22 protein-coding genes and 1 other RNA gene are annotated in these 23,582 nt (G+C 46.9%); 20 read left to right on the forward strand and 3 right to left on the reverse strand.

From position 1 onward, the window contains the following. Positions 1–88: 88 nt before the first annotated feature. The 12 genes from DC345_RS15125 (at position 89) to rnpB (ending at position 12,106) form a co-directional block, all read left to right on the forward strand. Positions 89–502, forward strand: coding sequence for a cytidine deaminase (locus DC345_RS15125; RefSeq protein WP_090998102.1), 414 nt, complete (start codon positions 89–91; stop codon positions 500–502). 41 nt (positions 503–543) lie between these two features. After that, a complete protein-coding gene (gene era, locus DC345_RS15130; RefSeq protein ID WP_090901607.1) occupies positions 544–1,443 on the forward strand; it encodes a GTPase Era in 900 nt (299 codons plus the stop codon). A 101-nt stretch (positions 1,444–1,544) separates the two neighbouring features. Beyond that, positions 1,545–1,685, forward strand: a complete 141-nt coding sequence (locus tag DC345_RS15135; RefSeq protein WP_113053819.1) for a YqzL family protein — start codon at positions 1,545–1,547, stop codon at positions 1,683–1,685. 33 nt (positions 1,686–1,718) lie between these two features. Beyond that, a complete protein-coding gene (recO, locus tag DC345_RS15140; protein ID WP_063567024.1) occupies positions 1,719–2,471 on the forward strand; it encodes a DNA repair protein RecO in 753 nt (250 codons plus the stop codon). A gap of 409 nt (positions 2,472–2,880) precedes the next feature. After that, positions 2,881–3,768 (forward strand): glycine--tRNA ligase subunit alpha, encoded by an 888-nt coding sequence (gene glyQ / locus DC345_RS15145; RefSeq protein ID WP_113053820.1) that lies wholly within the window; start codon positions 2,881–2,883, stop codon positions 3,766–3,768. Then, the gene (glyS, locus tag DC345_RS15150; protein ID WP_113053821.1) at positions 3,761–5,836 is read left to right on the forward strand and encodes a glycine--tRNA ligase subunit beta; all 2,076 of its coding nucleotides are present in this window, start codon (positions 3,761–3,763) and stop codon (positions 5,834–5,836) included. Before glyQ ends, glyS begins: the two co-directional genes overlap by 8 nt. A gap of 207 nt (positions 5,837–6,043) precedes the next feature. After that, on the forward strand, positions 6,044–6,532 hold the full coding sequence (locus DC345_RS15155; RefSeq protein ID WP_090901596.1) for a YaiI/YqxD family protein: 489 nt from the start codon (positions 6,044–6,046) through the stop codon (positions 6,530–6,532). A 47-nt stretch (positions 6,533–6,579) separates the two neighbouring features. Continuing rightward, positions 6,580–8,400 carry a DNA primase gene (gene dnaG, locus DC345_RS15160; RefSeq protein WP_113053822.1) on the forward strand — a complete coding sequence of 607 codons (1,821 nt, stop codon included), beginning with the start codon at positions 6,580–6,582 and terminating at the stop codon, positions 8,398–8,400. A 43-nt stretch (positions 8,401–8,443) separates the two neighbouring features. After that, positions 8,444–9,583 carry an RNA polymerase sigma factor RpoD gene (gene rpoD, locus DC345_RS15165; protein WP_024628459.1) on the forward strand — a complete coding sequence of 380 codons (1,140 nt, stop codon included), beginning with the start codon at positions 8,444–8,446 and terminating at the stop codon, positions 9,581–9,583. A gap of 183 nt (positions 9,584–9,766) precedes the next feature. Further along, positions 9,767–10,525 (forward strand): tRNA (adenine(22)-N(1))-methyltransferase, encoded by a 759-nt coding sequence (locus DC345_RS15170; RefSeq protein WP_113053823.1) that lies wholly within the window; start codon positions 9,767–9,769, stop codon positions 10,523–10,525. Next, positions 10,501–11,616, forward strand: a complete 1,116-nt coding sequence (locus DC345_RS15175; protein WP_113053824.1) for a Nif3-like dinuclear metal center hexameric protein — start codon at positions 10,501–10,503, stop codon at positions 11,614–11,616. Before DC345_RS15170 ends, DC345_RS15175 begins: the two co-directional genes overlap by 25 nt. 81 nt (positions 11,617–11,697) lie before the next feature. Then, positions 11,698–12,106: RNase P RNA component class A (gene rnpB, locus DC345_RS15180), an RNA gene on the forward strand. A gap of 239 nt (positions 12,107–12,345) precedes the next feature. Here the strand turns inward: rnpB and DC345_RS15185 are convergent. Then, positions 12,346–13,575 (reverse strand): aminotransferase-like domain-containing protein, encoded by a 1,230-nt coding sequence (locus tag DC345_RS15185; protein ID WP_113053825.1) that lies wholly within the window; start codon positions 13,573–13,575, stop codon positions 12,346–12,348. Between the two features lie 109 nt (positions 13,576–13,684). Between DC345_RS15185 and pdxR the strand changes: the two genes are divergently transcribed. Then, positions 13,685–15,205 (forward strand): MocR-like pyridoxine biosynthesis transcription factor PdxR, encoded by a 1,521-nt coding sequence (gene pdxR, locus DC345_RS15190; RefSeq protein ID WP_113053826.1) that lies wholly within the window; start codon positions 13,685–13,687, stop codon positions 15,203–15,205. A gap of 85 nt (positions 15,206–15,290) precedes the next feature. Further along, positions 15,291–15,548, forward strand: a complete 258-nt coding sequence (locus tag DC345_RS15195) for a hypothetical protein (protein ID WP_113053827.1) — start codon at positions 15,291–15,293, stop codon at positions 15,546–15,548. Between the two features lie 97 nt (positions 15,549–15,645). Here the strand turns inward: DC345_RS15195 and DC345_RS15200 are convergent, their stop codons facing one another. Continuing rightward, positions 15,646–17,523, reverse strand: coding sequence for a S8 family peptidase (locus DC345_RS15200; protein WP_113053828.1), 1,878 nt, complete (start codon positions 17,521–17,523; stop codon positions 15,646–15,648). Positions 17,524–17,810: 287 nt separating this feature from the next. Between DC345_RS15200 and DC345_RS15205 the strand changes: the two genes are divergently transcribed. From DC345_RS15205 to thiI, 6 genes are all read left to right on the forward strand, one after another. After that, positions 17,811–18,317: a YpuI family protein gene (locus DC345_RS15205; protein WP_063567014.1), complete on the forward strand. Its 507-nt coding sequence runs from the start codon at positions 17,811–17,813 to the stop codon at positions 18,315–18,317. A gap of 167 nt (positions 18,318–18,484) precedes the next feature. Then, a complete protein-coding gene (locus DC345_RS15210) occupies positions 18,485–18,703 on the forward strand; it encodes a DUF1540 domain-containing protein (protein ID WP_064636410.1) in 219 nt (72 codons plus the stop codon). Positions 18,704–18,737: 34 nt separating this feature from the next. Beyond that, positions 18,738–19,160, forward strand: coding sequence for a hypothetical protein (locus DC345_RS15215; RefSeq protein ID WP_113053829.1), 423 nt, complete (start codon positions 18,738–18,740; stop codon positions 19,158–19,160). 249 nt (positions 19,161–19,409) lie between these two features. Next, on the forward strand, positions 19,410–20,171 hold the full coding sequence (locus DC345_RS15220; RefSeq protein ID WP_113053830.1) for a lytic transglycosylase domain-containing protein: 762 nt from the start codon (positions 19,410–19,412) through the stop codon (positions 20,169–20,171). Between the two features lie 174 nt (positions 20,172–20,345). Beyond that, complete coding sequence (locus DC345_RS15225) at positions 20,346–21,494, forward strand: cysteine desulfurase family protein (protein WP_113054046.1); 1,149 nt, start codon at positions 20,346–20,348, stop codon at positions 21,492–21,494. A 6-nt stretch (positions 21,495–21,500) separates the two neighbouring features. Continuing rightward, positions 21,501–22,745, forward strand: a complete 1,245-nt coding sequence (thiI, locus tag DC345_RS15230; RefSeq protein WP_113053831.1) for a tRNA uracil 4-sulfurtransferase ThiI — start codon at positions 21,501–21,503, stop codon at positions 22,743–22,745. A gap of 130 nt (positions 22,746–22,875) precedes the next feature. On the opposite strand, the gene DC345_RS15235 is transcribed toward thiI, so the two are convergent. Continuing rightward, positions 22,876–23,577: a TerC family protein gene (locus DC345_RS15235; RefSeq protein ID WP_062326458.1), complete on the reverse strand. Its 702-nt coding sequence runs from the start codon at positions 23,575–23,577 to the stop codon at positions 22,876–22,878. Between the last annotated feature and the right edge of the window lie 5 nt (positions 23,578–23,582).

Genomic DNA, 23,582 nt, shown 5'->3' on the forward strand with positions numbered 1-23,582 from the left:
ACAGCGGAGAGGCCAGTGCAAATGTTTTAAGTTGAATTTAACTCATTGAGTGCAACTTTATAGTACACCCCAAAGGGAGAGATTAATTATGGATAATGGTTTGTTGATGCAAGAAGCAATTAAGGCACGTACGAAAGCGTATACGCCTTATTCTCATTTTGGTGTAGGTGCAGCTTTGCTTGACAGTGAGGGACATGTGCATCATGGTTGTAATATTGAGAATGCTGCATACACGCCAGGTAACTGTGCTGAGCGCACAGCTATGTTCAGCGCGATTGCAGGAGGTAAGCAACCACGCAGTTTCAAAGCCATTGCCATTGTAGGAGATACAGATGGCCCGATTGCTCCATGCGGCGTATGTCGTCAAGTCATGTATGAACTGTGTGAACCGGATATGAAAGTTATTCTGGGTAACATGAAAGGCGATCTTCAGGAGACTACAGTTGCCGAACTATTGCCATGGGCTTTTGGACCATCTGATCTGAACTCTGCTAAAAAGTAAAAACCAATACATTCCAGGCCTAGGCGCCTGAGGAGGAACATATGAAAAAACAAGCATTCAAATCCGGTTTTGTAGCCATTATTGGACGTCCCAATGTAGGTAAATCCACACTGATGAACCAAGTCATTGGACAGAAAATTGCGATTATGTCGGACAAGCCACAAACGACGCGTAATAAGATACATGGTGTATATACGTCGGAACAACAACAAATCGTTTTCCTGGATACGCCAGGGATTCACAAACGTCAATCCAAGCTGGGCGATTACATGAACCAGACCGCTTTGAACACGCTCGGAGAAGTTGAAGCTGCTCTGTTCCTGATCGATGCCTCGGAAGGCATGGGCGGTGGTGACCGTTATATTGCAGAACAACTGAAAAATGTACGGACGCCTGTCATTCTTGTCATGAACAAAATTGATAAAATTGAGCCGGAAGCACTGCTTCCGCTGATTGAGGAATATCGCAAACTGCACAATTTCGCTGAAATCGTACCTGTTTCTGCCATGCTCGGCAGCAATGTAAGCACGTTGCTTGAACAGCTTGGCAAGTATTTGCCGGAAGGTCCGCAGTACTATCCAGATGACCAGGTTACAGACCATCCGGAGCAGTTCGTTTGTGCCGAGTTGATTCGGGAGAAGATTTTGCAAATGACACGCGAAGAAGTGCCTCACTCCATTGCTGTAACGATTGAGGATATGAAAGTACAGGACAATGGCGTCGTTTATATTTCAGCTGTCATTTTTGTGGAGCGTGATTCGCAAAAAGGAATCATTATCGGTAAACAGGGTGCCTTGCTCAAAGAAGTGGGGAAACGTGCCCGCCAGGATATTCAAAACCTGTTAGGTTCCAAAATCTTCATGGACCTGTGGGTTAAAGTGAAGAAAGATTGGAGAAACCAGGAGCGTGTACTACGCGACCTTGGCTTCGGACGTGAATAATAAATGTAGTATCCAGTAATTGCAACACATAGTTTACCTTGCAAGACTCCATCCTATCTGGTAGAAGCAGACGTCATTTCCGAAGAGAGGATGAAATTCCGATGCGAGATTTTTCGTGGAAGGTTTTTGCGATGACGGGGGATGTGGAATCCTATTTGTTGTATTCCGAGGCATGTAACTCGGTGGGACAGGAGTCGGAACCTGCAAGGGAAGTGATTGAAGATGAAGAAGCCGAAGGTTAATTGGCTAATTCGGGAATGGTTAGGTGACGAGGCATGCTATACAGGGTGGAAGGGATTGTCATCCGCAGCATGGACTACGGCGAGGGAAACAAAATCATTACGCTTTGCACCGAAAGCGGCGGGAAAGTAGGGGTGCTCGTCCGCGGTGCCAAAAAGCCCAAAAGCCGACATGCTGCACTGGTGCAGCCATTTACGTACGGTCAATATGTATATTTTCGTAACACTGGTCTGGGAACACTCAACGCAGGTGAGATTATCGAATCTTATCATGAGCTGCGTGAAGATCTAATAAAAGCTTCTTATGCATCTTATGCTTGTGAACTGCTGGATCGTGTGTTGCAGGATGAAGAGACAGGTACGTTCTGGTTCAAACAGTTGAAAGCCTGTCTTCAGGCGTTGAAGGAAGAGAAGGATCCGGTCGTCATAACAAGCCTGTATGAAATGAAAATATTACAGGCAGCCGGGTATGGACCTCAGCTGGATGATTGCATTTCTTGCGGTCACGAGCGTCCGGATGAACAGTTATTTGTTAGTCCAAGGCTTGGGGGCGTTTTGTGTCGTGCTTGCAAACACTTTGATCCTCCGGCGATGTCCGTGAGTCCGAAAGCATTGAAGCTCTTACGTCTGTTTGCACAGCTGGATCTGCAAAGGCTTGGTAATATATCGGTGAGTGAAGGCACCCGGGATGAGATTAAAAAGATCATGCGGGCCTTTATGGATCATCAGCTTGGCTTGAATCTAAAATCCCGTTCTTTTCTTGATCAAATGGAAAAGTACGGGATTTGAGTCGTCTTGATGTGAAATAAGGAATATATCTTGACTTCGTACTTATTTTTATATATTATGGACTATAATTTCTCTTTTTGAGACATGCATTGAACGAGAAAGTAGGAGACTTGATTTATTACATTCAAGAGCAGAGAAGGTCAATTGACCTTACTAATCTTGTGTGAGCGAGCCGGGGATGGTGGGAGCCGGGTTGAATCGGTCTTTGAAATGGCACTCGGGAGCATGAATGACACGGAAAAGTGGGCTTGAATGACAGGATCTCCTGTTTATATCTAAGCCAAGTAGGGTGGAACCGCGGGAATAGCTCTCGTCCCTATGTCTGTATAACAGGCGTAGGACGGGGGCTTTTTATTGTCTGTACCGTTCTAGGCTTGTTCATCACAAACCATCGAAAAGGAGCATGATTATGAATTTTCAGCAGATGATTCTCACGCTGCAACAATTCTGGGCCGAGCACAACTGTATTATTGTTCAACCTTATGATACGGAAAAAGGGGCAGGTACGATGAACCCGATGACCTTTTTGCGTTCGCTTGGACCCGAGCCTTGGAAAGTAGCTTATGTAGAGCCTTCCCGCCGTCCTTCGGATGGCCGTTATGGAGAAAATCCAAACCGTCTCTATCAGCATCATCAATTCCAGGTTATTATCAAGCCTTCTCCGGACAATATTCAGGAGATTTACCTGGAAAGTCTGAAACAGTTGGGCATTGATCCGCTCAAGCATGATATTCGGTTTGTTGAAGACAACTGGGAGAACCCTTCTCTTGGCTGTGCTGGTCTCGGCTGGGAAGTATGGTTGGACGGTATGGAAATCACCCAATTTACGTATTTCCAACAAGTCGGCGGAATCGAGACGAATCCGGTAGCGGTTGAAATTACGTATGGTATGGAGCGTCTTGCTTCATACATTCAGGAAAAAGAAAATGTGTTTGAACTGGAATGGGTAGACGGCATTAATTATGGTGATGTGTTCCGTCAGCCTGAATTCGAACACTCCAAATATACGTTTGAAGTATCTGATGTCAAAATGTTGTTTACGCTCTTCAACATGCATGAAGAGGAAGCCAACAAGGCTATGGCACAGAATCTGGTTTTCCCGGCATATGACTATGTGTTGAAATGTTCACATACGTTCAACCTGTTGGATGCCCGCGGAGCAATCAGTGTAACGGAGCGTACCGGGTACATTACCCGTGTCCGTAATCTGGCTCGTCAAGTGGCTGCAACATATGTGGAAGAGCGTGAGAAGCTCGGCTTCCCGCTGATCAAGAAAGGGGGAGCTGAGCATGTCTAAGGATCTGTTATTTGAAATTGGTCTGGAAGAAGTGCCTGCACGCTTCATGCGAGCAGCAATTGAACAGCTGCAAGACCGTGTCGTGAAATGGCTGGATGCATCTCGTATTGCTTATGGTGAAGTGAATGCCTATGCGACACCACGTCGACTGGCTGTTTTGATCAAAGATGTTGCCGAGAAGCAGGAGGACGTGGAGGAAGAAGTTAAAGGACCTTCCCGTAAAATTGCACTGGACGACAGTGGCAACTGGAGTAAAGCTGCACTCGGATTTGCCCGCAGCCAGGGTGTTGAACCGGATCAGTTCACATTCAAGGAACTGAGCGGCGTGGAATATATCTATGCGACCAAGAGCAGCAAAGGCGTGGAAACTTCCTCTGTAATCGGTCAGGGTTTGCTGGCTATACTGCATGCCATGACGTTCCCGAAATTCATGCGTTGGGCTTCGTATGATTTTAAATTTGTACGTCCGATTCGCTGGATTGTTGCTCTGCTGGGCAGCGATGTGATTGAGTTGGAAGTTGCAGGCGTAAAGTCTGGCAATGTAACACGTGGACATCGTTTCCTCGGAAAAGAGGCGGTTATTTCGGATCCCGCTTCGTATGTGGAAGTGCTTCGTTCCGAGCACGTCATTGCGGATATCAAAGAACGTGAGCAGATGATTGTATCCCAGATCCAGGCACTGGCTGCCGAGAAAAAATGGGATATTGCGATCAAGGAAGATTTGCTGGAAGAGGTTCTGTTCCTGGTTGAAACACCAACGGTGCTATTTGGAACATTCGAATCTTCATTTTTGAATATTCCACAAGAGGTACTGATTACTTCGATGCGCGAGCATCAACGCTACTTCCCTGTGCTTGATAATGATGGACAATTGTTGCCATACTTCGTTACGGTTCGCAACGGCGGCAGCGATTCACTGGATGTCATTGCAAAAGGGAACGAAAAGGTACTTCGTGCACGTCTGTCTGATGCCAAGTTCTTCTACGAGGAAGACCAGAAGCTGGAGATCAAGGATGCATTATCGAAATTGGAAAGTATCGTCTTCCAGGAAGAGCTGGGAACGGTTGGAGATAAAGTTCGCCGTATTCGCAAAATTGCGGATGGTCTGGCTAGCAAGCTGCAAGTACCAGCTGATGTAGCCGAAGCGGTGAATCGTTCTGCGGATATCTGCAAATTCGACCTTGTTACACTTATGGTGGGCGAATTCCCTGAGCTGCAAGGTGTGATGGGTGAGGATTATGCCCGTAAAGCTGGTGAAAAGGAAGAAGTTTCCAAAGCGGTGTTTGAGCACTATCAGCCACGTTTCGCCGGGGATCAATCTCCTGCTTCCCTCGTTGGTGCTATTGTGAGTGCTGCGGATAAAATGGATACAATTGTAGGTTGTTTCTCGATCAATATCATTCCTACAGGTTCTCAAGATCCATACGCACTGCGTCGTCAGGCAGCAGGTATCGTACAAATTTTGCTGGATCACAATCTTCCGCTGACATTGTCCGATGTATTCGGCGTTGCACTTCAAGTTCATGCTCAGATGAACCTGTTGAAACGTGCGGATGAAGAGGTGCGTAAAGATTTACAGGACTTCTTTGGTCTTCGAGTGAAAAAACTGTTGTCGGAAACGGTTCGTTATGATGTTGTGGACGCAGTGATTTCTTCCGGATTTGATGATATCAGCGCGGTAGTTCCAAAAGGTGAAGCACTTATGGCAGCTGTCCAAACGGGAGATGCCTTCAAAACAACTGTCGAATCCTTCAACCGTGTCGGTAATCTGGCTGCCAAAGCATCCAATGCTTCGGTTCATGCAGAACTTTTCACAGAAGAAGGGGAACGCCAGCTGCATGAGGCATGGAGTAAAACCAATGAGGAATATCGTCAGGTATTGTCTCAGCATGCTGCTGCTGAAGCGCTCGCGATTGCATCGGCTTGGAAGGAAGCTATCACTGTATTCTTCGATTCGGTTATGGTTATGGCTGAAGATGAGGCTGTACGGGCGAATCGTCTGGCACTGCTTGCAGCCATTGACCGTGATCTGAAAGCTTTTGCTGATTTCTCCAAATTGGTCTGGTAGTCGAGTCCTTTTCTGCTCCGAGTGGACAGATCTGCGGCAAAGCATAAATTCAGTATTAAAGAAGGATATATGAGGGTATAAATATACGGAACGGATTGTGAAAAATTTATATTTACAGCCGTTCCGTATTTTAGCCTTTGATTTCCATAGACCAGTCAGAAGGATTTTGACTGGCTGGGGTCGTATATTACAATATGCAGATATTTTATGAAACCGGGTGGTCTGGCTTTGAGTGAGTTGAATGTACGCCATATTGTTGTGGATGGTGATGCTTGCCCGGTCAAGGCTGAGATCGCAGAAACAGCTCTCCGATTCAAAGTTCCTGTATTGATGGTTTCTTCATTTGACCATTTTCTTCAAGGCGGAGAAGGAGTACGCACCGTTCAGGTGGATCGAAGTGATCAGAGTGCAGACCTTTACATTGCCAATCACATCAAGCCATACGATGTGGTCATTACACAGGATTATGGACTGGCGGCGCTCGCACTTGGCAAACGTTGTTATGTTTTATCATTTCGTGGTCGTGAATTTAATGATCGTGACATTGATTTCATGCTGGATTCCCGTCATACTGCGGCCAAAGCACGAAAAAGAGGGCATTATGGAAAAGGCCCAAAGCCTTTCACAGAGCAGGATCGGGAAATTTTTCAACATAAACTGACAAAACTTTTGAAAGATTTGCAGGAGAATGTGTAAGTTTATCGAATAATATTTACGTGTTAAAGAGATGAAGGTGGACCAAGATGAGTACCGGACAAGGCGGTATACCCGAAAGCATTATTGAATCGGTGTTACAGCAGCATGATATCGTCGATACGGTGAGCCGATTTGTACATCTGACCAAACAGGGGAAATATATGAAAGGCCTCTGTCCTTTTCATTCTGAGAAGACGCCTTCGTTTACAGTAACGCCTGAGAAACAAATTTTCTATTGCTACGGTTGCGGCACGGGTGGAAATGCCATCAAATTCAGGATGGAAATCGAAGGGTTATCCTTTCCCGAGGCTGTCAAGACGATGGCAGAAGAAAGCCACATTTCAATGGGGGACTGGCAAGGGAGGGAATCGGCTCATGTTAATCCAGAAACCGAACGTTTATTGGAAGCATATGAGCTTACCGCAAAGCTGTATCATTTCTTATTGAAAAATACAGAGCATGGTAAAGTGGCTATGGAATATTTACGCTCACGTGGGTTTAGCGACAAACTCATTGATCAATTCCAGATTGGCTATGCGCCTAATCGCTGGGATACCTTGGTACAATTTCTGGAAAAGCGCGAATTTCCGCTTGAAGAGATGGAAAAGGGTGGTTTACTGTCACCGCGAAACGAAGGTCAGGGGTATGTGGACCGTTTTCGGGACAGGGTCATGTTTCCGATCAATGGCAGGAGCGGAAAGCCGATTGCATTTGCAGGTCGCATTTTGGGAGACGGGCAACCGAAGTATCTAAATTCACCGGAAACCCGGTTATTTAACAAAAGCCGTGTTCTCTACAATCTGCATCATGCCAAAAATGCAATTCGCAAACAAAGGCAGGCCATATTGTTCGAAGGGTATGGCGATGTTATCTCCGCCTGGGATCAGGATATTCAGAATGGTGTAGCGGCAATGGGTACCGCGCTTACTGAAAATCAGGCATTGATGCTTAAAGGCATGTGTGATGAAGTTATCGTATGTTATGACGGCGATCGAGCCGGACAGGCTGCGGCACTCAAAAACTTCCCTATTCTTGAGGAAGCGGGATTGCAGGTCAAAATTGCTCTGATACCGGATGGGCTCGACCCTGATGATTTTATCCGCAAGCATGGTGGCGAGCGGTTCCGAAACCAGATTGTGGACGGCGCCGTAACGACTACAAAATTTAAGCTTATAAACCTTAAAAAAAACCATATACTGCTAGAAGGCGGCGGACAGATCGCTTATTCCAAGGAAGCGGTCAAACTTATTGCTCCTTTGTCTTCTCCTACAGAACGGGAAGTATATCTGCGGGAACTGGCTGCAGAAGTGGATGTATCATTTGAAACACTGAAGCAGGAGTGTAATGAAGAACGGGAGGCCATGAAAAATAACCTCCAGTTTGGGGATAATAACCCGAAAAGGTGGAATAATGGTAGGCAACAAAATAGGCAGGTGCCTACACCCAATCTGTTGCCGGCTTACCACGCTGCTGAACGCAAACTGCTCGCCTGGATGCTTCAGGATGATGAGGCTGCCCAGTACGTGAATGAGCATCTTGGTGAAGCTTTTAACTTGGATGATCATGCAGCTATTGCTGCTTATCTATATGCCTATTATGCGCAAGGCAAACCGTCGGATACAAGCCGTTTTATGTCTTCACTGCATGACGACCGACTGGAAAAGACGGTCAGTTCAATCTCGATGATGGATGGTCCAGGTGATTGGAATATTCAGGTGCTCGACGATTGCATCAGGGAAGTGCTGAAATATCCGCGTAAGAAAGAGTACGACCTGAAAAAAGAAGAAATGATTGCTGCAGAGCGGGCAGGTGATTCTGTACGCGCGGCACAAATTGCAATTGAAATGATTGCCCTAGAGAGACAGTGAACGTCTGAATGTTGGATGTTTCTAGGGAGGAGGGAGTCGAGTTATGGCGAATGATCAGCATACTGAACTAGAAACAGAATTGACACTGGATCAGGTTAAGGATCAATTGATTGAATCAGGTAAGAAAAGAGCTTCATTGAACTACAAGGAAATTATAGAAAAACTCTCCCCATTTGAGCAAGATGCAGAGCAGATGGATGAGTTCTATGAACAACTGAGCGACCTGGGTATTGATGTCGTGAACGAAAATGATGAAGAGGTAACCCTTCGCCCTAGTGAAGATTCCGAGAACAACACCAGAGAGGGAGACGATGAATTCCACTTTGATGATGATCTGAGCCTTCCACCAGGAATCAAAATTAACGACCCTGTTCGTATGTATCTCAAAGAAATTGGTCGTGTGCCTTTGTTGTCTGCGGATGACGAAGTAGAACTGGCTAAACGGATTGAAAACGGGGATGAAGAAGCGAAACGTCGTTTGGCTGAAGCTAACCTTCGTCTCGTGGTCAGTATCGCCAAGCGTTATGTTGGACGTGGAATGTTGTTCCTGGATCTGATTCAGGAAGGTAACATGGGTCTGATCAAAGCGGTTGAGAAGTTCGACCATAAAAAGGGTTATAAATTCAGTACGTATGCGACATGGTGGATTCGCCAAGCGATCACCCGTGCAATTGCGGACCAAGCACGTACGATTCGTATCCCTGTGCACATGGTGGAGACGATCAATAAGCTGATCCGGGTATCCCGTCAGCTGTTGCAGGAACTTGGGCGTGAACCGACACCAGAAGAAATCGCTGCCGAGATGGATCTGAGTGTGGAGAAAGTTCGTGAGATTACGAAGATTGCTCAGGAACCGGTTTCCCTGGAAACACCAATTGGTGAGGAAGATGATTCTCATCTGGGTGATTTCATCGAGGATCAGGAAGCATTGGCTCCGGCGGATGCTGCTGCTTATGAGTTGCTGAAAGAACAGCTCGAGGATGTCCTGGATACATTGACTGAGCGTGAAGAGAACGTGCTTCGTCTGCGTTTTGGTCTGGACGACGGACGTACAAGAACGCTGGAAGAAGTGGGCAAGGTATTTGGTGTTACGCGTGAGCGTATTCGTCAAATTGAAGCCAAGGCTCTTCGTAAATTGCGTCACCCTAGCCGCAGTAAACGGCTTAAAGATTTCCTCGAATAAATCACTATGGGAGACTTTCCGCAAGACGCTTAAGCGGCGGCGGGGTCTCCTTTATTTTTAAATTGAATATCTGAATTTCTTGGTTTTGGTAATTCATCCTTGAAATGTTTTATTGGATTTCATTTTATCGCTTTTTGTTGTTCAATGCAAATCAATAAATTAAATGAATGGTGTAGGTGCTTCATGAAACTTTCGAATCGATTACAGCGGATACATGATCAAATTCCCGAAGGCAGCCGTTTGGCTGACATTGGCTCAGACCACGCTTTGCTTCCGGTAGCGGCAGTACGCAGCGGGAAAGCAGCAGGTGCAGTAGCCGGAGAAGTCAATCCTGGCCCTTATGAAGCTGCACGCAAGCAAGTCAGCGATGCAGGCCTGAAGGAACGAATTACAGTACGTCGTGGAGATGGCTTGGATGTCATCTCTGCGGGAGAAGTCGATGTTATCACCATTGCCGGTATGGGAGGGGCTCTCATTGCCTCCATTCTGGATCGTGGCCTCTCCAAACTGGATGAGGTCAAGCTCCTTATTTTGCAGCCTAATGTTGGTGAGGATATTCTCAGACGTTGGTTGTTGGAGCATCACTGGGTGGTTGTTGCAGAACAGCTGCTTGAGGAAGATGGCAAAGTGTACGAGATTATTACAGCAATGCCGCAAGAACTCAGTCCGATTGCCAATGAGGAAGTGTATCGGGCACGACCGCTTGAAGGCGGAGTGGAATTGACTTCAGATTTGCTGCTCCGCATGGGGCCTTATTTAACTGACCGTCCAACGGATGTGTTTTTTGCCAAATGGGAAAGCGAAATCGTCAAGCTGCAAAGTGTAGTGCAGTCCATCTCCAAATCCGATCAGGAGTCTTCACGGGACAAGGCGGCTGAGGTGGAAGGTCTTATTGTGAACTTGAAGGAGGTACTCTCATGTTTGCCAAAGGTCAAACTGTAATTCAATTGATGGAGCAGCTTGCTCCCAAACATCTGGCCGTGCCGGACGATCGGATTGGTCTTCAACTTGGCAGTTTGCAAAAGGAAATTACGCACGTTCTTATCGCGCTTGATGTTACGAACGAAGTTGTAGACGAGGCCATTCGGATTGGAGCCAATCTGATTATTGCGCACCATGCCATCATTTTCCGCCCGGTCAAATCGCTAAACACAGACACACCCATGGGAAAACTGTACGAGAAGCTAATCAAGCATGATATTGCGGTGTACATCAGTCATACCAATCTGGATGTGGCTGAAGGCGGCATGAATGACTGGATGGCCGAGGCAATTGGAATTGAGAGCAAGGAATCACTTGAGGATGTACATACAGATCATTTGTTCAAACTGGCTGTATTTGTACCTCGCACCCATCATGAGCAGGTACTCCAGGCGATTCTCGAAGCCGGCGCTGGCAGTATTGGGCAGTACAACAAGTGCAGCTTCAATACGGAGGGCACAGGTACTTTTGTACCGGGAGAGGGGACACAACCTTTCATCGGTACAGAGGGACAGATGGAGCGTGTAGAGGAAATGCGGATTGAGACCATCGTACCGCAGAGTCTGCGCAGCAAGGTTGTACAAGCGATGCTTAAGGCTCATCCATATGAGGAAGTGGCCTATGACCTATATGCAATGGATTTAAAAGGCCGTACGCTTGGTCTAGGGCGCTTGGGACCACTCAAACAACCAAAGACACTCGGTGAGCTGGTGGAGGTCGTTAAGGCCCAACTGAATGTGCCATACGTTAGGGTAGTAGGCGATCTCAATCGGCAAATCAAAAAAGCAGCAGTGCTTGGCGGTTCGGGCAGCCGATATACCCTTCCAGCTCGGTTCAAAGGTGCCGATGTTATCGTAACTGGAGACATTGATTATCATACGGCTCACGATGCGCTGATGGCGGGCATGTGTATTATTGACGCCGGGCATAATGCCGAGAAAATCATGAAACCAAAAACTGCGGACTGGCTGCGTTTACGCTTGGAAGACAAACGTTATGACACGCAAGTGACCGCATCCGAGGTAAATACGGAAGTTTTCCAGTTTATCTAAAAGCACTCGAGTTTATTGCTTCCAGTAAGATTAAGCTTGTTTGTAAACTCAAATGCCTGTATACTATGTAATGTTGTTCGGAAAGCTTGACAGACAATCGCTGGTGGCCTCGTTGCCACGAGAGGAAAGTCCGGGCTCCACAGGGCAGGATGCTGGATAACGTCCAGTCAGCGCGAGTTGAAGGATAGTGCCACAGAAATGGACCGCCGATGGCCGGATTTTCCGGCACAGGCAAGGATGGAACCGAGGTGTAAGAGACCCCGAGGAACGCTGGTGACTTCGTTCCTGGTAAACCCCATCTGGAGCAAGACCTAATGGGACACAGTCAACTCTTCGGAGAAGGCAGCCTTAGCCCGAGGTGTGTCTAGGTTGGTCGCTTGAGCTGTGCAGCAATGTATGGCCTAGATAGATGATTGTCGCTTGTGGTGGGAGGGTAGTTCCCGTCTGAACCACGAAGAGCACAGAACCCGGCTTACGGTAAGCTTTCCTAACTACAACACAACAGTAACAAGTACAGTCCACTATCAGTCACGGGCAAACAGATCGATTGTACCTGATGTGCCTGACTGATCAGAAGGACGCGATTAAACTAAACTTCAAAAGAATTCCTGCACAGCAGGTCATATAAATAAGGCGTCAGACTTCGAGATTGCTCGAATCTGGCGCCTTATTTTTGTTGTTATTCAAGAATGAGAAATTGTTCCTAATGATACAGTGGATGACAGTTCGTTACAGTGTAACTACACTGTCCGACTGTAATGATGCATGCCAGCGTTGAATGGCACGATCCATACGCTCTACAGCTTCGGGAAGCAGATCTGGATCAGTATGAGTAAAGTTGATTCGCATACGGTTCAGCTCTGGTGTACCCGCATAGAAGGAATCCCCTGGTACAATACATACTTTCTCTTGAATTCCATAGGTAAACAGGTTGCTGGCCAGCATACCCTCAGGCAGTTGCAGCCATAGGAACATTCCGCCCTGAGGTGAGTTCCAAGAGATGCCTTCCCACGATTTTGCAGCCATGAGAGTGGTCATTTTTTTCATCCGTTGTTCATAATCCTGTGAGATAGTGCGAATATGAACGTCCAGATCGAAAGACTCCAGTAGTGCATGAAGTGCTCTTTGGTCGATGCTGCTGGAGTGCAAATCTGCCCCTTGTTTGGCCCGTGCAGCAATTTTGATAACATCCGGAGCAGCCAGTATCCAGCCTGTGCGGAGACCTGGTGCTACTGTTTTGGAGAATGTGCTGGTATAGATGACATTGGATGGACCCTCATAGGATTCTGCATCCAATTGCGCCAGTGCAGGGGCATCCAGTTGTTCCGGTTTAAAGCGGATTTCACCATAAGGATCGTCTTCCAGAATCAGTACGCCATATTTCCGGCACAGATCCACGGCTTGTTGCCGTCTGGTGCGACTCCATACTTTACCTGACGGGTTGGAGAACGTAGGGTTAATGTAAACGAGCTTTGGTCGATGCAGTTGTAGCTGTTCCTCCAGGGATTCAGGTAACATTCCGTCATCATCACAGGTAACACCGTGTGCCTCAGCCTGATAGGAATGAATGACTTGAAGAGCAGCCAGATAGGTTGGTGATTCAACCAGTACGCTGTCGCCTGGATCGAGCAAAATTCGGCATACCAAGTCAATGGATTGCTGGGAACCGGTAGTCAGAAGCATATGGTCAGGTGAAGCGGGAATGCCCTTGGATTCAAGACGTTCTGCAATTTTGGCACGTAATGGTCGGAAACCTTCTGTTTCTGCATATTGAAGAGCAGCCGAACCACCCATGAATACCTTTTCGTATGCGTCACGGATGGCCTCAAGCGGGAATGATGACTGGGCAGGTAAACCGCCGGCCAGAGAAATCATTCCAGGCGCCTGTGCAGCCTGTAACATGTCGCGAACGACAGAGGACGGGGTATTTTGTGCCATTTTGGACCAAGGGATATTCATATTATTCTCATCTCCTGTTATTCACTGTTATACTGATATTATAAACTATAATAGACGGAATGCAGTATAACAGTAAAATGCTGATCATAACAGTTGGGAGGGTGCAGGTGTGCATATTGAATTGAAACGGGGAAGCAGCACCAAATTGTATGTTCAGATCGCCCTTACACTTGCTGACCGAATAAGGTCTGGACTAATTGAGCCTGGAACCCGTCTGCCGTCGGTTCGTAAAATGACGACTGATCTGGGCGTCAGCCTGGTCACCGTGTCCAAAGCTTATGCCGAGCTCGAAGCCATACAGCTGGTTACATGTTCCCAGGGGAAGGGATGTTACGTACGGGGGGCGCAAGAACTGGAGAAAACGGAGGATATGGAGAGAAATCACCGTACTCATGCAAAGAATGAATCCAGCACACCTTGGAACTGGCAGATGGCTCTTGTGGATTATTTGCCCCGAGCTCAGCTCTGGAGACATTTTGACGCATCTCCACAAGTTAAATATGAGCTGCATATGTCGGCAATTCAGCCTGAATTGTTGCCAACGCGAGAGATTATCGATAGTGCATACCGACTTTCCTCGAATCATCCAGAGCGCATGGCTGCCTACGGGTCCTTTCAGGGAGATAGGGAATTGCGTCAGACGTTTTCTGGGCATTTTGCAGAAAGAGGTTTGCGGGTAATGCCTGAACGAATGCTGATTACGAGCGGTACCCAGCAGGGGATCGATCTTGTCGCGCGTACGTTTGTTGGTCCTGGTGACGTCGTTTACATGGAAGCACCGAGCTATACGGGAGCCATTGATGTGTTCACAAGCAGAGGAGCGAAGATTATTACGGTGCCGATGGATGACGATGGTATGCGTATTGATTTGTTAACCCGATTGTGTGATACATACCCGCCAAAGTTGATATACACGATTCCTACGTTTCACAATCCTACGGGCATTACGATGAGTGCCAAACGGCGTGCGCAACTGCTTAACCTTGCTCAGAGTTATCATTGTCTCATCCTGGAGGATGATCCGTTCGCCGATCTGTATTTCCGTGATCCTCCACCTGCTTCCATTAAATCGATGGATGGGACGGGCCATGTGATATATATCAAAAGCTTCAGCAAAGTACTGTCTCCTGGCTGCCGTGTAGCGTGTGCAGTTGCAGACGGAAGTGTGCTCACCCGACTTGTTGCAGCCAAATCCACTGCAGATCTCGGGAGTCCGCTGCTTACACAAAAGGCCTTGCAATCGTTTATACAACATCAATACAGTGCGTATACAGCGCGATTGAGAGATGAGTTATATTCCCGGCTGCTGGCCGCATCAGCGGTACTGGAGGAACAAGGTTCTCCCGGGATGTACTGGACTTTGCCTGATGGAGGACTAAACTTGTGGCTGCAATTGCCAGATGGTTTGGATATGCGTGAGCTGCATCGCCAGTCACTTTCTGCAGGTGTTTCTTTTTTGCCGGGCTCTGCTTGTTATGTGGGGGAAACGGATACGGCGAGTCTAAGGATTTGCTTCACGGTTACGAATCAGGAGCTGTTATGTGAAGGGCTGCGGGTATTATGCATGGTCATTAAGAACATTACACCGCAACAGGGTGGGACATCGGCGGACAGGCTCCCGCTTATATAATTTTTCGGAACACGGACATACATCCAATCCACATCGGACCCAGTGCAATACGTTATAGTATCACTTGAAAGGGAGTTGGTTTGAAATGAACCATTTCTGTCCACCGCTTTGTCCGATTGTATGTGACCCTATCCAGGTTGTTGAAGATTACTACATCCCACAAATCGTACCCGTAATTCACCCGATTGAAGTCATCAAAAAACATCACTGTGTGCCAATCCATCATCACATGTATCCTGTCGTGGTCAAAGAAGAAGATCCTTGTTATGTTTCAAGCTACAACGGGAAGAAAAAATCCGTGAAAAAATCAAGCAAATCCCTCACAACATCCCGCAAACGCTAGTCGCAGCGGGTGCCCCGGGGGAATAGGTAAATATACCAAAGAGCAGCATACGCCCCGGGGCGCAGCTGCTTTTGTTTTTTTTTTATACAGTGTACGGTTATTGTTTGATGTACCTTTTCATTGTATTGTCCATTTGTTGTCTCACATGTTGTGGCCAGAATTGAAGTGGGGCACTGTTGCCAGAGGCCGCCTCCAATGCTTTAAACACATCGATCTGACCATAACCGAAATACTTGTCATGACCTGGGTCTCCCAGATCTATGACGCTTTGACGCATGAGATCCATGACTTCTGTGTTCGTCAAATCAGGGTTGAGTGAGCGAATCAAGCCTGCAAGTGCCGCCACATGGGGGCTTGCCATCGACGTTCCGGACAAGGCTGCATATTGGTTGTTCGGATACGTACTTGCAATGCTGGTCCCTGGAGCCGTCACATCGACGTAATCCCCGTAGTTGGAATAGGAAGCTTTGTTCATGTCAGCATCCGTAGCGGATACCGCAAATACTTCTGGATAAGCGGCAGGGTATCCCGGACGCTCCGTATTATCGTTACCGGTCGCTGCAATTAATACAATGTCGCGATCAAAAGCGTATTTGATAGCATCATGAAGAAATTGGGCATCGGCATAGTTACCCAGACTCATATTAATGACCTTGGCTCCATGATCAGCAGCCCAAATGATGCCTTCGGCCACAGCATAGGTTGTGCCTGAACCCGAATTATCCAGCACTTTAACAGGCAGTACCTTGTTATACCAGCTCATGCCTGCTACACCTTCGTTGTTATTCACAACAGCGCCAATGATGCCTGCTACATGTGTACCATGGCCTACGTCATCAAGCGGTTGGCTCGCCGGATCGACAACATTATAACCTTTCAGTAGCTTACCCTTCAGATCGGGATGAGTCAGATCAACGCCGGTGTCTACCACCGCAACGATAACATCCTTGTTGCCCTTCGTAATATTCCAGCCACGGTTAGTCTCAATGGCGGGCAGGTTCCATTGGTAATCGGAAAACAAAATATCATTGGGCACGGTTACATCTTTTTGTTCAGGAACGGTCTCATTGGTTAAATACATGTAGTGGGGTTCCATATACAGCGGATTCCATTTACGTTCGAAATAAGCATGTAATTGTTCATAATTCATATGTTCCGACCGAAAAACATACGTGTATCCCAGCTTGCGTGCCGATTGCGTCCGCAGGTCAGATTTAATGATGCGCATATCCCGTTCACCTGGATCCTGACGGAACCGGATAACGATTTCATTTTCGTAAAAATGGCTGGCATTGGCATTATCATGTCCTGTTTTTACAGTGATTTCTTTAAGGGTGTCAGGGTGCACTGACTCGATTTTAAATTTACCTTCACGAGGATAAGGGATCATGCGCAAATTTTTGCGCTGATGCTGTTCCACGGCATTCAGTACATTTTGGCTAAACAGAGCAATGACGGCACGTTCTCCATCCTTGGAGGGCTGCGCCATAACAAAAAACTTTTCCTTGCCGAGAGGAAAGGAAGAAGATTCGAAGCTTTGACGTTTGCTCACTGCTTTCTTGGCTAAGGCGAGAGAATGCTCCAGCTTTTGCTGTTCCATTTTGCTTCCTTTTGCTGCTGTTTTGTCAAAGTGCCGACTGCGTGATCCTTTGGTATTCATTACATCAATAGATCGTATATGATCATGTGTTTTTTGTAGCTCTTTAACGTATTGGCTTATTTGCACATCATTCATTTTGGAGGTCTTCTCTAGCATGATGCTAAGGTGCTGTTTGGCATCTGCACGGGTCAGCAGATCGGTTGACTTTACATCCTGGACTTTAAGACGTTGTTTGCTCGCATGTTCCTCGTGTGGAGAATCGGGCATGGCACTTGGAGCAGGAACAGGGCGATTGGACGTTGGAAGCAAAAGCGTCAAGGCAAGTGCGCCCGCACCCGCGGCAATGGCCCAGTTAACCCATTTCGGTCTGGACATAAGGATGGAACCTCCTCGTTTATTTTGAAAATCATCTTACAGTGCTCTGATATCATCGTTGTCACTGGATATATCTATCGTTAGGAAAAGCGGTTATTTTTATGCAGATGAACATCAGGTGAGCAATGTATAAAGGGCATGTTCAGGAACAGAAAGGGAAAGCCTGATTAAGGGATACCGCTCGTCATCTTTTTATGGTAGGATAGTACCTGAGAATTCAAGGTCAGGGGAGAACCTCCCGTTGGCCGATCTATATGTAAGGACTTATTTAAGGGGGAGCTACCTTTATGTCAGCAGCCAATGTACAGAAAACATGTGAGTCAACTAGGGAAAAGTTAAAACCGGCTATCGATCGGATCGAAAAATTTTTGAATGAAAATGCCTTGCCTGAACTGGATCAGAATCAGACGGAGGAGTCATCAGCCTTCTACAAAGGATTTCTTTCGGATCTCCGTCATTTGCTCGTTTTTTCTGAAGTTTCTTACGAAAAACTTGGCGTTGTGCTGCGTCGTGCCAATTTTGATGTCGATTTTGCCGAAAAGGCTCTCTATAACACATATCATCAAAGTATAAACAGCTTTTTTTATCCCAAAAATGAATGTTACTCCGAAGATGGAAGATATGCTTACACTGGTCAGGATGCAATCCGTTTCCGTGATAAACCAATTCGTGCAGTACGTGATGTCATTCTTGAGATATCAAAAACGTACGAAGAATTGCGCGATGATTTGGCCTTTTATGAAAGTGACTATCTGACGCAGCGTCGGATGCAAAACCAACGCAATCACGCGTAATTACATTTTCAACTTATATACGAATTGGACAAAACCGCCCTTGTGGGCGGTTTTTTTGCGTTTTCTTCAACTGGCATTTGTAGATAAAGGATCATGTCATCATCTGGCATTTCGTTGGAGAATAGCCGATTTACGGTGCGGAGACAATAGATGTCGAGGTGATAAAAATGAGCCAAGAGAAGCCGATCGTCAAATGCAGTGTTGCTAACTGCCACTTTTGGGGAGAAAACAATTTCTGCCAGGCTGATGCCATCATGATTGACATTGACCAACATGCCACCCGTCGTTTACATGAGGAATTTGCCGGAGAGACTTTTGATTCCGATCATCACGATCATGCCCGTACTTCATCTGCGACTTGCTGTCACACATTCAAACCGAAATGAGCAGTCATTCCCATTTATATGGAGGTGCTTTGCATTGAATAATGACCGTAGAGATGATCAATCGTTCCAACGTCCAAAATCGACTCCGCTAGATGAAAAGCAGCGTCAACGTGTAGACTATCCAAGACGTAGCCACAGAGAAGAGTATGGCGCAGAGGTAGCGCCCCCAACAGGTTCTATTCGAACAGAACCTACGGAAAGAACAGATCATACTCCTGTTAAGCGTGAAGATGACGGTGACGGTGTTATGAAATCTACTGGCCGTATCTCTGGATATATGGGGCTGGCCTTTGGTATCGCATCCTTATTTATGTGGTCCATTGTCCTTGGTCCAGCTGCAGCCGTACTTGGTTACTATGCTTACGTCAATGGCCGGAAAACGGCGGGTGCGTGGTCCATCGGACTTGGGGCAGTGGCAACACTCAGCTATTTCTTCATGATCCCATTCGCCCGTTAATAAAGCAAAGCACAAACATGATCTAATCTTTTTAGCACTAAACAAGTGCTTAACGAACAGGATATGAGCTTATTATTTTCAGCCTTCTGCTCCCGCCTTCTAAAGGGGGATTACAGAAGGTTTTTTCGCATTTGCGTAATAAAGTTGTATGATCGGTCTATTTTTTTGAAAACAATGGAACCTCCCTGTAAAATAATGTAGAATAAAGTCATAATCTACGTTTACATTATACGGGAGTGAATATAACTCATGCAGATTGATCCGCGCGCGTCGCGGCAGTTGCTGGAACTGCAATTGTCCAATAGTCTCAACGAAACCAATGCATCGGATGGAAACTCCGCTTCAACAGTGGATTTTGCCAGTATGATGGACGGGCTGCTCGGAACGAATTCAAATACGTTGAACAATACTGGTACCGTTGGCGAAGACGTGAATTCTGCTGCGATCTCCAAACGATCCAGTGACGGTCTGTTGTGGTTGCAACTAGGTAGCATGTATAACCCGGACACAAGTTCTGTTTCTTCCTCGAACAGTAATGTGTTTTCTTTATCTTCTCTGCTAAACACAGGAGCAGTGGATTCGGGTGCATCTGTACCTACAGATTTTGAATCTTTGATTGCTTCGGCGAGCACCAAATATGGGGTGCCTGAATCATTGATCAAGGCGGTCATTGACACAGAATCCGGTTTCAATCCGAATGTAGTGTCTTCGGCAGGTGCCAAAGGACTAATGCAGTTGATGGATGGGACGGCAGCAGGGTTGGGAGTTAGTAACGCTTATGATCCCGCTCAAAATATAGATGGTGGAACCAAATACCTGTCTCTCCAGCTTCAGCGTTTTGGTGGCGAGGTGAAGATGGCACTTGCTGCTTACAATGCCGGACCCGGACGAGTTTCGAGTCTGGGTGTATCGAGCGACGCTGAACTGATGAGTGTACTTAACCGCCTCCCATTGGAAACACAGGCTTATATCTCCAAAGTGGAGAAAGCACAGTCGAAATATACGGTATAAATGGTATAAACCACAAAAATGGCAACACAACAGTACGTCCAGGAAGAGATCAAACGCGGGAACAGCAGCCTTAAATGTGCTTGGTTCCTGTTTGGTCTTTTTGTGTTGAGCGGGGATCGTGTTACAATGCTCACTGTAGATTCCACAACGAACAGACAAGGAGGGGAACCTCATTTGAAATATTTTGATTATGCTGCAACAACGCCTCCTCATCCAGATGTCGTTCGTACAATGGCCGAGATTATGGAGGCGCAATATGGGAATCCGTCATCAATCCATGGGTACGGTGAGCGAGCCCATCAATTGTTACGCCGAGCGCGAGCTGGTTGTGCTGTCGCTATTGATGTGAAACCGGAAGAAATCGTATTTACCTCCGGCGCAACCGAGAGCAACAATCTTGCTATTAAAGGGGCGGCTTTACAGTATCAGTCTAGGGGCAAACACATTATTACAACTGGAACAGAACATGCTTCGGTATACGAGAGTTTTGTGCAGCTACAGCAGTGGGGATGGGAAGTCACTTGGCTTCCCGTGGATTCCAGTGGTCTGGTTAGCGCCCAGCAGGTAATGGATGCCATAAGATCTGATACGGTGCTTGTGAGCTTGATGCATGTAAACAATGAAACAGGAGCGATACACCCAATTGCTGAAATCGGTGCACGACTGAAAAGGGAAACACCAAAGGTGCTTTTTCATGTAGATGGCGTGCAGGGTTTTGGCAAGATGGAGGCTAAACCTGCGGCATGGGGCGCGGATCTGTACAGCTTGTCTGCTCACAAGATTCGTGGTCCCAAAGGAGCTGGACTTCTCTACGTACGAAGTGGGGTGGAGCTAACCCCTTTATTGTCAGGGGGGTCTCAAGAACAGGGATTTAGAGCGGGAACTGAAAATGTACCTTTGCTTGTGGGTATGGCGAAGGCGATGCGTCTCTCTGCGGAACGTCAGGCTGAATTTGCGCAACGTACAACGATTTTGAGAGATCGTATTATGGAGGTCATAGATACGATTCCCGGACTTGTGTTAAATAGTCATAAAGAGGGGGCGCCGCACATTGTTCATTTTTCCTATCCTGGAATGAAGGCAGAAGTAGCGCTGCATACCCTCGAACAACTTGGAGTAACTGTTTCTACACAATCTGCCTGCTCTTCGCGATCGGCTGAACCGAGCAGGGTATTGCTTGCCATGGGCAGGGATAATGCTTGTGCTGCTGGTGGATTGCGTATTAGTCTTGGAGATGAACATACAGAAGAAGATGTGGCTCTGCTGGAGCAGGCTTTACATCAGATGATGGCGCAGCTGCGCCCGTTGGAAAGGCGGATGTGATTTTAGATGAAATATGATATGCTGCTTCTCCGTTTCGGAGAGTTTATGTTAAAAGGAAAAAACCGTGCCCGGTTCGAAAAAACGATCATCACCCAGGTGCGTTCCCTGCTCAAACCTTATCCAGGGGCAAGTCTGCGGAAGGAGTTTGGGAGGTTGTATGTCGATCTGGGTGGTGAATCTCATACAGAACTGATTGCTGTGCTGAAACGAGTATTCGGTGTTACATCGATCAGTCCTGTTAAAGTGACTCCATCTGAAACTGACCAAATCGTGGAGACAGCCATTGCTTTTATGGATGAGAGAGAGTCTGAATTCAAAGACGGTACCACATTCAAAGTTAATGCAAGGCGTGTATGGAAAGAGTTCCCCAATTCTTCGCATGAAATGAACCATTTGGTAGGTTCCCCGATTCTTCGGAAATTCCAGCAGTTAAGTGTAGACGTGCGCCAACCTAACATTGAACTGCGTGTGGAGATTCGGGATCAGGGCACGTATATCTTCAGTGAGGTGATTCCAGCCGTAGGTGGATTCCCCTTGGGTACAAATGGAAAAGCGATGCTGTTATTATCGGGTGGTATAGACAGCCCTGTAGCGGCATGGTCTTCGATGCGTAGAGGCCTGGAAGTGGAATGTGTACACTTTTACAGTTACCCGTTCACAAGCCAGCGAGCCAAAGAAAAGGTCATTGATTTGGCGCGTGCACTTGCTGATCATGCAGGCACAATTAAGTTGCATCTGGTTCCTTTTACGGAAATTCAAACTGCATTTACCCAACTGGGGCAGGATAACTTGATCATCACACTGATGCGCCGCTCCATGTTACGTATTGCAACCAAGCTGGCTGAACGTGAGCGCGCGCTTGCACTGATCACCGGAGATAGTCTGGGTCAGGTAGCGAGCCAGACCTTGCCAAGTATGAATGTCATTGGACGTGCGACGGATCTGCCGTTGCTGCGACCACTTGTCATGATGGACAAGCAGGAGATTATTACTCTGTCCAAACAGATCGGAACGTATGATATATCGATTTTGCCATATGAGGATTGTTGTACTCTTTTTGTACCGAAATCCCCAACAACGAACCCGAATCTTCGCATTGTGGACAAAATCGAAGCGACCATGAGTCAGCTACCGGAATGGGTGGAGCAGGCGGTGGAGAAGACAGAAACAATTACGCTGCATGCAGGTGAAAACTTTATGATAACCAATCAACAGGCTGAAGTTAATGACATGAAAGAAGAGTGGTTTTGAGGAACCTCATTCTGGATTGAATGACATAATAAGCACTATGTTATCTGCATGAAGAAAAAGGACTGACCGATGTATTATCGGTCAGTCCTTTTTATGGTTGTGGCTGATGGGAATTTCACTTATTTAAAGCTTAGGAATACGAATGCTGCCGCTCTCCACCTGGTTTATTGCTGCTTGCACGTTTACGATATCCTGCAAACACGACACCAGCAGTGACGAGGACGATAAATAAGATTCTAAGTGCAGGATGCTCAGTGAAGAAAGGAACAAGGCGGTGTTCCTCTGTGATCATATTGGAAGCCGTATATCCCAGCACGATGGCTCCAAGATAAATAATCCAAGGGAAACGGTTAATTAATTTGATAAACAACGTACTGCCCCACACGATAATAGGTACACTGATCAGCAGTCCGAGTATAACCAGTACCAAATGCTGTTGTGCTGCACCAGCAACGGCGATGACGTTATCCAGTCCCATGGCAGCGTCAGCAATGACAATGGTTCGCACGGCTACCCAGAGAGAACTGCCAGCCTTGATATCCGAATGCTCTTCCCCTTGATCTGCCAATAGCTTGTACGCAATCCAGATCAGGAGTAATCCCCCAACAAGAAGCAGCCAAGGCACTTTAAGCAGCCAGAGCACAATCACAGTGGCTACAATACGAATTAAAAGTGCGCCACCTGTTCCGTAAAGAATCGCCCTTTTCTGCACAGAAGGGTGCAAATTTCGAGCCGCGAGACCAATCACGATTGCATTATCGCCAGCCAGAATTAGATCAATAAATACAACGTTCAACAACGCTAGCCAAAAAGCGGGGCTAAACAGCTCCATACGAT

Origin of the sequence: Paenibacillus taichungensis (assembly GCF_003287275.1) — a bacterium.
GTDB lineage: Bacteria > Bacillota > Bacilli > Paenibacillales > Paenibacillaceae > Paenibacillus > Paenibacillus taichungensis_A.

Excerpts from the sequence above, each read along its gene's own strand:
- DC345_RS15125 (WP_090998102.1), top strand. The coding sequence starts at position 89 with ATGGATAATGGTTTGTTGATGCAAGAAGCAATTAAGGCACGTACGAAA.
- era (WP_090901607.1), top strand. The coding sequence starts at position 544 with ATGAAAAAACAAGCATTCAAATCCGGTTTTGTAGCCATTATTGGACGT.
- DC345_RS15135 (WP_113053819.1), top strand. The coding sequence starts at position 1,545 with ATGCGAGATTTTTCGTGGAAGGTTTTTGCGATGACGGGGGATGTGGAA.
- recO (WP_063567024.1), top strand. The coding sequence starts at position 1,719 with ATGCTATACAGGGTGGAAGGGATTGTCATCCGCAGCATGGACTACGGC.
- glyQ (WP_113053820.1), top strand. The coding sequence starts at position 2,881 with ATGAATTTTCAGCAGATGATTCTCACGCTGCAACAATTCTGGGCCGAG.
- glyS (WP_113053821.1), top strand. The coding sequence starts at position 3,761 with ATGTCTAAGGATCTGTTATTTGAAATTGGTCTGGAAGAAGTGCCTGCA.
- DC345_RS15155 (WP_090901596.1), top strand. The coding sequence starts at position 6,044 with ATGAAACCGGGTGGTCTGGCTTTGAGTGAGTTGAATGTACGCCATATT.
- dnaG (WP_113053822.1), top strand. The coding sequence starts at position 6,580 with ATGAGTACCGGACAAGGCGGTATACCCGAAAGCATTATTGAATCGGTG.
- rpoD (WP_024628459.1), top strand. The coding sequence starts at position 8,444 with ATGGCGAATGATCAGCATACTGAACTAGAAACAGAATTGACACTGGAT.
- DC345_RS15170 (WP_113053823.1), top strand. The coding sequence starts at position 9,767 with ATGAAACTTTCGAATCGATTACAGCGGATACATGATCAAATTCCCGAA.
- DC345_RS15175 (WP_113053824.1), top strand. The coding sequence starts at position 10,501 with ATGTTTGCCAAAGGTCAAACTGTAATTCAATTGATGGAGCAGCTTGCT.
- DC345_RS15185 (WP_113053825.1), bottom strand. The coding sequence starts at position 13,575 with ATGAATATCCCTTGGTCCAAAATGGCACAAAATACCCCGTCCTCTGTC.
- DC345_RS15195 (WP_113053827.1), top strand. The coding sequence starts at position 15,291 with ATGAACCATTTCTGTCCACCGCTTTGTCCGATTGTATGTGACCCTATC.
- DC345_RS15200 (WP_113053828.1), bottom strand. The coding sequence starts at position 17,523 with ATGTCCAGACCGAAATGGGTTAACTGGGCCATTGCCGCGGGTGCGGGC.
- DC345_RS15205 (WP_063567014.1), top strand. The coding sequence starts at position 17,811 with ATGTCAGCAGCCAATGTACAGAAAACATGTGAGTCAACTAGGGAAAAG.
- DC345_RS15210 (WP_064636410.1), top strand. The coding sequence starts at position 18,485 with ATGAGCCAAGAGAAGCCGATCGTCAAATGCAGTGTTGCTAACTGCCAC.
- DC345_RS15220 (WP_113053830.1), top strand. The coding sequence starts at position 19,410 with ATGCAGATTGATCCGCGCGCGTCGCGGCAGTTGCTGGAACTGCAATTG.
- thiI (WP_113053831.1), top strand. The coding sequence starts at position 21,501 with ATGAAATATGATATGCTGCTTCTCCGTTTCGGAGAGTTTATGTTAAAA.
- DC345_RS15235 (WP_062326458.1), bottom strand. The coding sequence starts at position 23,577 with ATGGAGCTGTTTAGCCCCGCTTTTTGGCTAGCGTTGTTGAACGTTGTA.